The organism is Clostridium sp. (assembly GCF_018372875.1).
Classification (GTDB): Bacteria; Bacillota; Clostridia; order Clostridiales; family Clostridiaceae; genus Clostridium.
This window is the reverse complement of record NZ_JAHAIF010000070.1, coordinates 1-12,058: the sequence shown is the minus strand read 5'-3', so window position 1 is coordinate 12,058 and position 12,058 is coordinate 1. Positions and strand designations below refer to the sequence as shown.

Genomic DNA, 12,058 nt, shown 5'->3' with positions numbered 1-12,058 from the left:
TAAAAAGGTAAAAGAAGTTTGTCCTAAGGCTTGGATTTTAAACTATACAAATCCAGAGGCTATTTTATCAGAAGCAATTTATCGTGAGTTTCCAGATGCAAATGTTTTGTGTATTTGTGATATGCCGATTTCAATTGAAGGTGCCATTGCAAAGTACTTTAATAAGGAGCACCGTGATTTAACCTTTAAATACTTTGGACTGAATCATTTTGGTTGGTGGACAAATGTTTATGATGAAAATGGCTTTGATTTGTTGCCACAATTACGTGAAGATGTTCTTTCAGGTAAAATTGATACGCTTTTAATGTCAAATGATGAAACTGTTGGAGATCAATATTGGGTGAAGACTTATAAACAAATGATTAGTCTATTTAAAAGATTCCCAGAGTATTTCCCTAATTGTTACTTACAGTATTATTTGACTCCAGATGAAATGGTTGCGCATGATGACGTTTCATTTACTCGTGGAGATTATGTAATGCAAGGTAGGGAAAAACGTATTTATGATGAATGTCGTAGAGTGATTTCAGAAGGGTCGGCTAAGGATTCTTCACTACATGCAGGAGTTCATGGCAATTATATTGTAGATATTGCTTATGCGATTATTCATAATACTAGGGAAAGATTTATAGTCAATAAAAAGAATCATGGTGCAATCTCTAATTTTGATCCAGAAGCAGTTGTTGAGATACCAGCTTATATTGGATCAATGGGAGCTGAAACCATCAATATTGGTGAAATACCAACTTTCCAAAAAGGATTGATGGAAATGCAAAAAGCATATGAAAAAATGACAGTTGACGCAGCATTATCTGGATCTTACCAAAAAGCCTTAGAAGCTGTGATGCTTAACAAAACAATACCTAATTACACTGTGGGTAAAAAGGTGTTAGATGAATTATACGCAGCTAATAAGGGGCTATGGACTGAATTAAAGTAAGCTATTGCTTGAAATTTAATATAACAATAAAAAAGGAGATGTGTTCTGACTGAATTTATTAATTCAATCTGATACAGCTCCTTCGTTTTTGGAGAAAATAGATTTAATTATAAATAATTATGGTTTTACTTATGATGATTGTATAGCAGGTGTTGAATCAACAGGACATTATTGGTTTGATTTTAGAGATTATTTAAAAGATATCGTGATTGAAACTGTAATGATAAAAACAGATTCAGTAAAGCATAGAAGAGCCTTATAAGAAGGGCAGAAAGGAAAAAAACGATACATTTAGAGCATTAAATTGACTAGGCAGAAAAGAATTAATATAGATTGGTTATGTTGGTAGAAGGATATGTTTATTATCCTTCTTTTATTTTTTAGAAAACTACAGATTAAAAAAGAGTTTGGACACTTCTCGTAAAAGTCTATATGTATAGATATATTTGGATTTACTGAAGGTGGGATAACCGATAAAGAAATATTTAAATATTTTTTTAAATATATAAATATATAAATATATAAATATATAGTAAAAATGGGGCCTTGGAGAAACTTCTATGAGATGAATGAATGATCTTTTCTTAACATGCCTTTAGCAAAGCAGAGTGAACAGAAAAAATTAACGGGTCAAAAGTTTCAGCGACACTTTTTTCATTACCTTTAGTAGGAGTGGGGTGATATTTGTTTTAATGTGACTTGGAGCTTGGGATGGAAGGAAGAAAATAAATATTCCCCCACCTTTTTATATTGTTAATAATTCAAACTTATTTTATCATTAATAATATGAGTAATATAAAGTATGAAGTAATTTATAAGAATAAAAAATCTATATCAATTTCTATTGATATAGAAGGAAATATTAAAGTTAGTGTTCCTAATAATACAAGTGATGAGACCATAGAAAAGGTTATAAAATCCAAAAGTGATTGGATATCAAAAAAAATAAAGGAGATTAAGAGTAGAGAAGAGTTAGAAGTAAATACAATTATGTATTTAGGAAAAAAATACTCTATAGAAATTATTGAACAACCTTTTTTGAAAAGAAATTTTGTTGCATTTTTTAATGATAAATTTGTGGTGAATGTTATAGTCAAAGAAAATGCCATGAAAGCTTTAGAAGAATATTTAAAGAGAGAAACTTTAAGAGTAGTAAAAGAAAAAGTAATTAGACATAAAGTTTTATTTGATATTACTCCTAAAGATATTAAGGTTAAAAAGCTAAAAAGCAGATGGGGAAGTTGTTCTTATGACAATGTGTTGGTGTTTAATTCTAAACTTATAATGTTTAGGAGTGAAGCTATTGATTATGTTGTTATTCATGAATTGTGTCATATGATTCACAAAAATCATTCTAAAGATTATTGGGATCTAGTAAAGAATATAATGCCCAATTATGAAGAGGAGCATATGTATTTAAGGGAAAATTCTCATCTTTCTAATATAAGGCTAATATAAGAAGAGAGTGAAGGTTAGAAACTTCACTCTCTTTAAGTTATTTCATATGAATATCCATTTGAGGATATGGTATGTTAATTTTTTCTTCATCAAATTTTATCTTAGCTTCTTCAAGTAAGTAGAAATATACATTCCAATAATCTTCTGTTTTTGTCCAAACTCTTACAACAAAATTAAGAGAACTTGGTCCGTGTTCACAAATACTTACAAAAGGTTCTGGATGATTTAAGATTTTATCATTTGACTTTATTATCTTAAATAATGTTTGTTTTACATGAAGTATATCATCTTCATATCCTACTCCAAAAGTTAAATCAACTCTTCTAGTATCTTTATTTGTGTAATTAATCATACTGTTGTTTGCAATTGTACCATTTGGAATCATAATCTCCTTATTATCTGGAGTAACTAAATGAGTATAAAATATTTTTATATTTTCAACAGTACCAGAATGCCCAGAAGTTTCTATATAATCTCCAACTTTAAAAGGCCTCATTAATAATAGTATTACTCCACCAGAAAAGTTTGATAAACTTCCTTGAAGGGCAAGACCAATAGTGAAACCTGCAGATGCAACTATAGCGGCAAGACCTGCTATTTCAATACCCATAAATTGAAGAACTACAAAAATAAGTAGAGTCTTCAATGCAATATTTATTAAAGCATCTAAAAAAGAATGAAGGGTAGAATCAAATCCCTTTTTTTCTAAAAAGTTATTTAAAGTGGTAATAACTCTCTTTATAAGCTTCCAACCAACCACAAGAATTACGATACCTAGTATTAATTTTATTCCGTTTTTTAATGACCAGGATACAAAGTCATTTAGTAAGTTTTCAAAATTCATAATATTTCTCCTTTTCCTATAATAAATATTATTTTTACACACATATAAAAATAATACAACAGCACATTATGAGTAATATTTACAATATTAATAAATTATGGTATTATATACAAAAGCATTTTATAAATTATTAATATATACCTTAAATGTTTAATATATTTAGATTAAATGAATATAATATAGTGGTAATAAGCAAAAAAATATGGATTTTTTTAAGAAATAGATATTTGATTTAAGTGGTTTAGGAGGATTTAAGGTATAAAAAATTAGGAGGATGGTATTATGGTAGGTAAAAAGAAGATAGCTTTATTGCTATGTGATCTTTTAGGTGCATCTTTACTTGTGGGATGTGGAGGAGAGACTGAGAATGAAAAAGAAACAGTAAAGAAAAAGGTAGGTATAATTCAACTTATTCAGCATGATGCATTAGATCAAGCCAATAAGGGCTTTATTGATGGACTAGCTGAAAAAGGATATAAAGATGGAGAAAACATTGAAATCGAACAACAAAATGCTTCAGGTAAACAAGATACTGCACAACAAATAGCAGGTCAGTTTGTATCGTCAAAAAAGGATTTGATATTTGCTATAGCTACACCAACAGCACAGGCTTGTTATAATGCTACAAAAGATATACCAATTGTATTTAGTGCAGTTACAAATCCAGTAAATGATGGACTAGCTAAGGATTGGAAGAGTTCAGGTTGCAATACAACTGGAACATCAGATATGGCAAATATAGATGAACAATTAGCTTTATTAAAGGAAGTTTTACCTAATGCTAAAACTTTAGGTGTAGTTTATACAACATCTGAAACAAATTCAGTAAATCAAGTAAATGAATTAGAGTTATTAGCACCAAAATACAATTTAAAAATTAAGAAGATAGGTGTTGCTAATATAAATGAAATAAATCAAGTGTTATCTAATTCTATGGGAGATATAGATGTTTTATATGCTCCAACAGATAATAATGTTGCAGCTTCTTATGAATTAGTTGCACAAATAGCCTTAAAAGCAAATAAGCCTGTAATTGGAGCAGAGCCAGCAGTGGTTGAAAAAGGTGGACTACTTTCAAAGGGAATAGATTACTATGAACTTGGAAAGATGGCAGGTTATAAGGCAGCAGAAATATTAGATGGAAAGAACCCTCAAGAAATTGAAATTGAAACTATGAAAGAACTTGCAATAACAGTAAATACAGATGTGGCTAAAAAGCTAGGTATTACAATACCTCAAAATATTTTAGATTCAGCAAAGAAGGTTACAGGAGGCGTTAAGTAGTGGATATTCTTAAAATAGCTATCAATGTCTTAGAGCAAGCTTCATTATTTGGTTTGGTAGCAATGGGAGTATTTATCACTTACAAGATATTAGACTTTCCTGATCTTTCAGTTGATGGTACTTATCCTTTAGGAGCATGTATATCAGCTATTCTTTTAGTAAATGGAGTAAATCCATGGATAGCAGTTATTGCATCTGCCCTAGGGGGGGCTATAGCAGGATTTATTACAGCATTCTTGCATGTAAAGCTAAAGATAACGAATTTAATGTCTGGTATATTGGTAATGATAGGTCTTTATTCAGTTAACCTATTGGTTATGGGGAATAAATCAAATACTCCGTTATTTCAAACAACTCATATATTCTCAGAAGGAAGTGGACTATTTACAACGTTACTTATTGTTGCTGTACTTTTGATTGTATTAAAGATTTTATTAGATGTTTTTATGAAAACAAAGGTTGGATTCCTACTATTTGCTGTAGGGGATAATGAGCAAGTAGTTACTTCCCTTGGAGTTAACAAAAATAATATAAAGATAATAGGTCTTATGTTAAGTAATGGTTTAGTTGCTTTGGCTGGAGGACTTACAGCACAGTATAATGGATATGCTGATGTTGGCATGGGTACTGGCGTAGTGGTAAAAGGACTAGCTTGTGTAATAATAGGTACATCATTATTAGGAAGATTCAAGGGGATTAAATCTACAACTCAAGCTATTATAGGCACTGTAATATATTACTTTGCTATTTCAGTAGCATTAAAAATGAAGTTAAATCCAAATCTTTTGAATCTTTTAACAGCAGGAGTACTAGTTATTGCATTAAGTACACAAAATGGACTGTTTAAGAGGAAAAAAACTGAAGTGAAGGGTGGTGCTGAAGAAAATGCTGAAGATCAGGCAGCTATCGAAAGTATTTAATCCTAATAGTATAAATGAAAATAAAGTCTTTGATAAATTATCAGTAGAAATTGATAAGGGTGATTTTGTTACTATTATAGGCTCTAATGGAGCTGGAAAATCAACTTTGTTAAACATAATTGCAGGATCAATAGAACAAGACTCTGGAACTATATATATTGATGGAGAAAATGTATCTAGTAAAGAAGAGTTTTATAGGTGCAGGGAGATTGGTAGAGTATATCAAAATCCATCTTTTGGGGTTGATCCTAAGATGACTATATTAGAAAATCTTTCACTTGCAGATAATAAGGGTAAAAAATATGGTTTGTCCTTAGGGATTAATAAAAAGAGAATAGAATCCTATAAGGAACTTCTTAAAGAGCTAAATTTAGGGTTGGAGGATAAGCTTTATAATAAAGTTGAATTATTATCTGGTGGACAAAGACAAGCTTTAACCCTTTTAATGGCTGTAATGTCAAATCCTAAGTTATTATTATTAGATGAGCATACAGCTGCATTAGATCCTAAGACATCAGAAAAGATAATGGAGATTACTAAAAAAATAGTTAAAGAAAGAGGAATAACTACTTTAATGGTAACTCACAATTTAAAGCATGCTATAGATTCTGGAAATAGATTGTTTATGATGCATAGAGGAAATATAGTTGTAGATGTTAAGGGAAAAGAGAGGAAAGAATTAGATTCAACGGATAAGTTAATGCAACTTTTTGAAAAGGTTCATATTAAAGAAGAACTTAGTGATAGAACTTTATTTGTTTAAAATGTAAACTCCTATGTGAAAATGTAGGAGTTTTATTCATGTGCTAAATTATGATATGATTTATATATATTTAAAGTAAAGGTAGAGATAGAGATGTATAAACCATTAGCAGATAAGATTAGACCCACAGAGCTTAAGGATGTATGTGGTCAGAAACATATATTAGGTGAAAATAGGATATTAGATAGAATGGTGAAAAGTGGAGCTATAAGTAACATGATTTTTTATGGACCACCAGGTATAGGAAAGACTACTGTAGCAAACATAATTGCAAAAAAAGCTAATAAACAGTTTTATAAACTAAATGCTACAAATGCATCTTTAAAAGATATTCAAGATATTTGTAAGGATTTAGATACCTTTATGGGAAGAAAAGGGGTATTACTGTATCTAGATGAGATTCAGAATTTTAATAAAAAGCAACAACAGTCCTTATTAGAATACATAGAGGACGGTAGAATTACCTTAATAGCTTCTACTACAGAAAACCCATATCATTATGTATTTAAAGCCTTATTAAGTAGATCTACTATTTTTGAGTTTAAGCCCTTAAGTGAGGAAGATATAAAAAAGGCTTTAAGTAGAGCAATTCAAATTGAACAAAAGGACTATACTGAAATTTCCTTAGAAGTAACTGATGGGGCCTTAGATTATTTTGCAAGAGCATCAAATGGAGATGTAAGAAAATCTATTAATGGTTTAGAGGTGGCCATTAGGTCAACTAATCCTAATGAAGATGGAGTAGTATACATAGATGAGGAAATTGCAAGAGATTCTACTCAAACAAAGGTAGTTGCCTATGATATGAATGGAGATAGCCATTATGATTACTTAAGTGCTTTTCAAAAGTCAATAAGGGGAAGTGACCCAGATGGTGCAATTCATTATTTAGCAAGACTTATAAAAGCAGGTGATTTAATTTCTATATGCAGAAGACTTCAAGTTATAGCAGCTGAGGATATAGGATTGGCATATCCTCAAGGAGCATTAATAGTAAAATCATTAGTGGATTCAGCAAGAGAGTTGGGTTTCCCAGAAGCTAGAATTCCACTAGCTGAGGCAACTATATTACTTGCTACATCACCAAAATCAAATTCAGCAATTAATGCAATAGATAGTGCCTTAAAGGATTTAGATAATCTGTCTATTGATGATATACCACCTCACTTGAAAGATGCACATTATTCTGGAGCGTCAAACTTAGGAAGAGGAGTTGAATATAAATATCCTCATATTTATCCTAATCATTATGTTAAACAACAGTATTTACCTAATAATATTAAAGATAAGGTATATTATGAGTATGGAGATAATAAGATGGAAAGAACCTCTAAGGATTATTGGGATAAAGTTAAAGGAAAATAGAAATGAAGGAGATATGGCTATATATAGTTAGCGATATCTCTTTTTATTTTAGTTCACTTCTATTTTAACATTTTTAATTTTAAGATCCTTGGAATTACCCTCACAAGCTCCGTTTACTGTAATGGAACTACCGTTGTTAATATTTCCTCCCCAACTTGGGTTAGATATAGTGTAGATATTACCAGAGTAAGAAAGTACCCCTTCCCAACATTGAGAAATCTTCTTTGAAGGTTTATGTTAAAATCATCTAAACTATTATTCATAACTTCTTGATTGGTATTTTCTTAATTATTTTCAGTAGAAGTATCGGTTGTTTTACCAAAGCTTTCCCATATAAGAGTAGTTGGCGGGAAGTTTTTGTTCTTGTCATCACCAGTTATTTCCCAGACAATTATTCTTTATTACAAAGTTACACCTTTCTTTTATTTGAAACCATGGTATTTGCCCACCAGGACAACCTTTATCAAATTCATCATTAGGGACTTTTGTACTGTTTTCTCCTGGATACTCCCAGTCTATATCTATACCATCAATAAAGGGATATTTTTTAAAGAAATCTATTATGCTGTCAATAAATATTTTTCTGTTTTCTTTTGTTTTTGCCATATCATGAAAGTTTTCTCCACGTGTCCAACCACCCACAGATATAAGAACTTTTACATTAGGGTATTTAGATTTATAGTATTTGTATTCACCAATATGTCCTCTAAGTTGTCCTTGCTCTCATCCTTCTGAATTAGGAAAGGATTTTTCAAAATCAGCATCCTTATCAGTAGACTCTAATTTAAAGGCTTTAGATACAGTAAAGAAAGCATGATTTATAACTGTAACCTTGTTCCAAGGAATATCTCCAACAGTAAGATTGTTGTGATATTCACTGTAAACTTCCCAGTTAGGAAAGTACATAATAATATTTTTGTTGCTATTATATGTATTATTTAGGTTTGTATCAGAATTATTATTGGAGTTATTGTTTATTATATTTCTATAGGATATAAATAAGCTTAAACATAGTATAAGTGCAATAGATGTAGATATTGATACTTTCTTTCTCATAGAGGCCTTCTTACATATTATTACAATTAATTGTTAAATTATATTTCAGTAAAGTAAATATTGATGTATTTAGATTATTGACAAAGTCCGAGCGTTTTGCTATGATATAAAATATAAAGCATAGTAATTTACTCAACATTAAGAGGTGAAGATAATGAAACTTTCAACAAAGGGGCGTTATGGAGTAAAAGCAATGGTAGAACTTGCTATAAATTATGGTGGAGCGCCTTTATCAATTAAAACTATTTCTAAAAGACAAAATATATCTGAATATTATTTAGAACAATTATTTTCTCCTTTAAGAAAAGCAAAGCTAATAACAAGTATTAGAGGTGCTCAAGGAGGATATGTTTTAAGTAGAGAGCCTAAAGACATTACTGTAGCTGAAATTATGTATGTACTTGAAGGGCCAATTGAGATTGCAGAATGCATTGAAGGTGTTTCTTGTGATAATCTTGATTGCTGTGCTACAAGATTACTTTGGGCAAAGATTAAAAACAGTATTGATGATGTAATGAAGTCAGTAACTCTTCAAGATATAGTAAATGACTATGAAAGAATCAAGATAAATAACGAATCATTAAAACTTAAAATATAGAGGTGAAGAAACATGAATACAGTGTATATGGATTATGCTGCAACAACTTTTGTTAAGCCAGAGGTCTTAGAAGAAATGTTACCATACTTCACAGGTAAATTTGGTAACCCATCTTCATTTTATGAAATATCAAGAATTACTAAGAGAGCTGTAGATAAGGCTAGAGGCCAAGTTTCTAAAGCACTTAATTGTGATATGAATGAAGTATACTTTACAGGTGGAGGATCAGAAGCTGATAACTGGGCAATTAAAGGGATAGCTTCAGCTTATAAGAATAAAGGTAACCATATAATAACAACTAAAATTGAGCATCATGCTGTATTGCATACATGTGAATATTTAGAAAAGAACGGATTTGAAGTTACATACCTAGATGTTGATAGCGAAGGTTTTGTTAATCCAGAAGATGTAAGAAATGCAATTACAGATAAAACAATTTTAGTTTCTGTAATGTTTGCTAATAATGAAATAGGTACTATTGAACCAATTAAAGAAATTGGAGCTATATGTAGAGAAAAGAAGGTTTTATTCCACACTGATGCTGTTCAAGCAATTGGAAATATAGAAATTGATGTTAAGGATATGAATATTGATTTGTTATCTTTAGCAGGACATAAGATATATGGACCAAAGGGTGTAGGTGCTCTTTATATAAAGAAGGGTGTTAGAATACATAATTTAATTCACGGTGGTGGACAGGAAAGAGCTAGAAGAGCAGGTACTGAAAATATTGCTGGTATCGTAGGTCTTGGAAAAGCTATTGAACTTGCTACTGAAAACCTACAAGAACATGTGGATAAAATGACAGTATTAAGAGATAAATTAATAGAAGGTTTATTAAAGATTCCATATTCAAAGCTTAATGGACCAACAGGTGATAAGAGATTACCAGGTAACGTTAATGTTGGATTTGAATTTATTGAAGGAGAATCAATATTGCTTTCATTAGATTTTGAAGGAGTTTGTGCTTCAAGTGGTAGTGCATGTACATCAGGATCACTTGATCCATCACATGTTCTATTAGCTATAGGGCTTCCACATGAAAAAGCTCATGGATCATTAAGATTAACACTAGGTGATGCTTCAACAGAAGAAGATGTTAACTATGTAATAGAAGTATTACCACCAATTATTCAAAGATTAAGAGATATGTCACCATTATGGGAAGATTTCATTAAGAGAGGAGTAAGATAATTATGATATATACAGATAAGGTTATGGATCATTTCAGAAATCCAAGAAACGTAGGAGAAATTGAAGATGCAAATGGCGTAGGTGAAGTAGGAAACGCTAAGTGCGGAGATATAATGAAGATTTACTTAAAGGTAGATGATAACGGAATTATAGAAGATGTTAAGTTTAAGACATTTGGTTGTGGTTCTGCTATAGCATCATCATCAATGGCAACTGAACTAATTAAGGGTAAACATATAGATGAAGCTTGGGAGCTATCAAACAAAGCAGTTGCAGAAGCTTTAGATGGACTTCCACCAGTAAAAATGCACTGTTCAGTATTAGCAGAAGAAGCTATACACAAGGCAATTAACGACTACAGAAAGAACAAAGGAATGGAACTTTGGGATTTCGAAGAACATGGAGATGATTTGCACGATCACGTTCATGGAGAAGAATAGGAGTAGTCTATGAAGAAAAAAGTAGTTGTAGGTATGAGTGGCGGAGTTGATAGCTCCGTCGCTGCTTATCTTTTAAAAGAACAAGGATATGATGTTATAGGTATAACTTTAAGAATGTCACCAGACAATGATGAAACTATAGAAAATGAAGGGGGATGTTGTTCTCTTTCTGCTGTAGAAGATGCTAGAAGAGTTTGTGACAGAATAGGTATACCTTTTTATGTGTTAAATTTTAAAGATATATTTAAAGAAAAGGTAATTGATTATTTTATAGATGAATATATGGTTGGAAAAACTCCTAACCCATGTATTGCATGTAATAAACATATAAAGTTTGATGCTTTACTTAGAAAAGCTAGAGGTATAGGTGCAGAATATGTTGCAACAGGACACTATGCTAAGATTGTAGAAAAAGATGGAAGATACCTTCTAATTAAATCTGATGATGATAAGAAAGATCAAACTTATGCTTTATATAATTTTACACAAGATCAATTAGAACATACATTAATGCCTTGTGGAGAATATACTAAGGATAAAATAAGGGAAATAGCTAAGGAAATAGGATTAGCTGTTCATAATAAAAAAGATAGTGAAGAAATATGTTTTATTCCTGATAATAACCATGGAAGATTTATCTTAGAAGCTAAGCCTGGAAAAATAAAACCAGGAAACTTTGTTGATAAAGAAGGGAATGTATTAGGAAAGCATAAAGGAATAGTATATTATACAATTGGTCAAAGAAAAGGATTAGGACTATCCTTAGGAAGACCTGTTTTTGTAACTGATATTAGACCAAAGACAAATGAAGTTGTAATTGGTCCTGAAGAAGATATATTTAAAACAGACTTATTAGCTAAGGATGTTAATTTTATTCCTTTTGATAATCTTGAAGGTGAGTTAAAAGTAACTGCAAAGGTTAGATATTCTGCAAGACCAGCAGAGGCTGTTTTATACCCTGAAAAGAATGGTAGAGTTAGAGTGTCGTTTAAAGATAAACAAAGAGCTATTACAAAAGGACAGTCAGTAGTATTCTATGATGGTAATATTGTAGTTGGCGGGGGAATAATTGAAAAAATATTATAGCTGCATTTAAATGGGGCTGTCGCACTAAATAATTAGTGCGTAGCTCTTTTTTTGTAAAAAAAATAAATCCCAAACTCTACGAGTTTAGGATTTATGATAAAATATTCTTA

The 12,058-nt window shown here is 30.8% G+C and carries 15 protein-coding genes; 11 read left to right on the top strand and 4 right to left on the bottom strand.

The window, feature by feature from the left end:
• The 3 genes from KIB46_RS15240 to KIB46_RS15230 form a co-directional block, all read left to right on the top strand.
• Positions 1 to 940: 6-phospho-alpha-glucosidase (locus KIB46_RS15240; RefSeq protein ID WP_291672993.1), on the top strand; the 940-nt coding region annotated here is incomplete at its 5' end.
• Positions 941 to 1,028: 88 nt separating this feature from the next.
• Positions 1,029 to 1,202, top strand: a complete 174-nt coding sequence (locus KIB46_RS15235) for a hypothetical protein (RefSeq protein WP_291672991.1) — start codon at positions 1,029 to 1,031, stop codon at positions 1,200 to 1,202.
• 524 nt (positions 1,203 to 1,726) lie between these two features.
• The gene (locus KIB46_RS15230) at positions 1,727 to 2,398 is read left to right on the top strand and encodes a SprT family zinc-dependent metalloprotease (RefSeq protein ID WP_291672989.1); all 672 of its coding nucleotides are present in this window, start codon (positions 1,727 to 1,729) and stop codon (positions 2,396 to 2,398) included.
• Positions 2,399 to 2,435: 37 nt separating this feature from the next.
• Here KIB46_RS15230 and KIB46_RS15225 read toward each other — a convergent pair whose 3' ends face one another.
• The gene (locus KIB46_RS15225; protein ID WP_156558761.1) at positions 2,436 to 3,242 is read right to left on the bottom strand and encodes a mechanosensitive ion channel domain-containing protein; all 807 of its coding nucleotides are present in this window, start codon (positions 3,240 to 3,242) and stop codon (positions 2,436 to 2,438) included.
• Positions 3,243 to 3,524: 282 nt separating this feature from the next.
• Here KIB46_RS15225 and KIB46_RS15220 point away from each other — a divergent pair, with 282 nt between their 5' ends.
• From KIB46_RS15220 to KIB46_RS15205, 4 genes are all read left to right on the top strand, one after another.
• Positions 3,525 to 4,526, top strand: coding sequence for an ABC transporter substrate-binding protein (locus KIB46_RS15220; protein ID WP_291672986.1), 1,002 nt, complete (start codon positions 3,525 to 3,527; stop codon positions 4,524 to 4,526).
• Entirely contained in the window at positions 4,526 to 5,446 is a 921-nt protein-coding gene (locus tag KIB46_RS15215) for an ABC transporter permease (RefSeq protein ID WP_291672984.1), read from the top strand. The genes KIB46_RS15220 and KIB46_RS15215 overlap by 1 nt, the downstream gene beginning before the upstream one ends.
• Positions 5,412 to 6,209 (top strand): ATP-binding cassette domain-containing protein, encoded by a 798-nt coding sequence (locus tag KIB46_RS15210; protein ID WP_291672983.1) that lies wholly within the window; start codon positions 5,412 to 5,414, stop codon positions 6,207 to 6,209. The genes KIB46_RS15215 and KIB46_RS15210 overlap by 35 nt, the downstream gene beginning before the upstream one ends.
• A 93-nt stretch (positions 6,210 to 6,302) precedes the next feature.
• Positions 6,303 to 7,574, top strand: coding sequence for a replication-associated recombination protein A (locus KIB46_RS15205; protein ID WP_291672981.1), 1,272 nt, complete (start codon positions 6,303 to 6,305; stop codon positions 7,572 to 7,574).
• Positions 7,575 to 7,622: 48 nt separating this feature from the next.
• Here KIB46_RS15205 and KIB46_RS16435 read toward each other — a convergent pair whose 3' ends face one another.
• The 3 genes from KIB46_RS16435 to KIB46_RS15195 all read right to left on the bottom strand — a co-directional run bounded on the left by KIB46_RS16435 (position 7,623) and on the right by KIB46_RS15195 (position 8,630).
• Positions 7,623 to 7,793: a hypothetical protein gene (locus KIB46_RS16435; RefSeq protein WP_363290427.1), complete on the bottom strand. Its 171-nt coding sequence runs from the start codon at positions 7,791 to 7,793 to the stop codon at positions 7,623 to 7,625.
• 150 nt (positions 7,794 to 7,943) lie between these two features.
• Complete coding sequence (locus KIB46_RS15200; RefSeq protein WP_291672995.1) at positions 7,944 to 8,273, bottom strand: glycosyl hydrolase family 18 protein; 330 nt, start codon at positions 8,271 to 8,273, stop codon at positions 7,944 to 7,946.
• A gap of 24 nt (positions 8,274 to 8,297) precedes the next feature.
• Positions 8,298 to 8,630 carry a hypothetical protein gene (locus KIB46_RS15195; RefSeq protein ID WP_291672979.1) on the bottom strand — a complete coding sequence of 111 codons (333 nt, stop codon included), beginning with the start codon at positions 8,628 to 8,630 and terminating at the stop codon, positions 8,298 to 8,300.
• 154 nt (positions 8,631 to 8,784) lie between these two features.
• Between KIB46_RS15195 and KIB46_RS15190 the strand changes: the two genes are divergently transcribed.
• The 4 genes from KIB46_RS15190 to mnmA are packed head-to-tail and all read left to right on the top strand — an operon-like array spanning position 8,785 to position 11,948.
• Positions 8,785 to 9,228, top strand: coding sequence for an Rrf2 family transcriptional regulator (locus tag KIB46_RS15190; RefSeq protein WP_156558766.1), 444 nt, complete (start codon positions 8,785 to 8,787; stop codon positions 9,226 to 9,228).
• 12 nt (positions 9,229 to 9,240) lie between these two features.
• Positions 9,241 to 10,422, top strand: a complete 1,182-nt coding sequence (nifS, locus tag KIB46_RS15185; RefSeq protein ID WP_156558767.1) for a cysteine desulfurase NifS — start codon at positions 9,241 to 9,243, stop codon at positions 10,420 to 10,422.
• A gap of 2 nt (positions 10,423 to 10,424) precedes the next feature.
• Positions 10,425 to 10,862: a Fe-S cluster assembly scaffold protein NifU gene (nifU, locus tag KIB46_RS15180; protein WP_156558768.1), complete on the top strand. Its 438-nt coding sequence runs from the start codon at positions 10,425 to 10,427 to the stop codon at positions 10,860 to 10,862.
• Positions 10,863 to 10,871: 9 nt separating this feature from the next.
• Positions 10,872 to 11,948, top strand: a complete 1,077-nt coding sequence (gene mnmA / locus KIB46_RS15175) for a tRNA 2-thiouridine(34) synthase MnmA (protein ID WP_291672975.1) — start codon at positions 10,872 to 10,874, stop codon at positions 11,946 to 11,948.
• Positions 11,949 to 12,058: the final 110 nt, after the last annotated feature.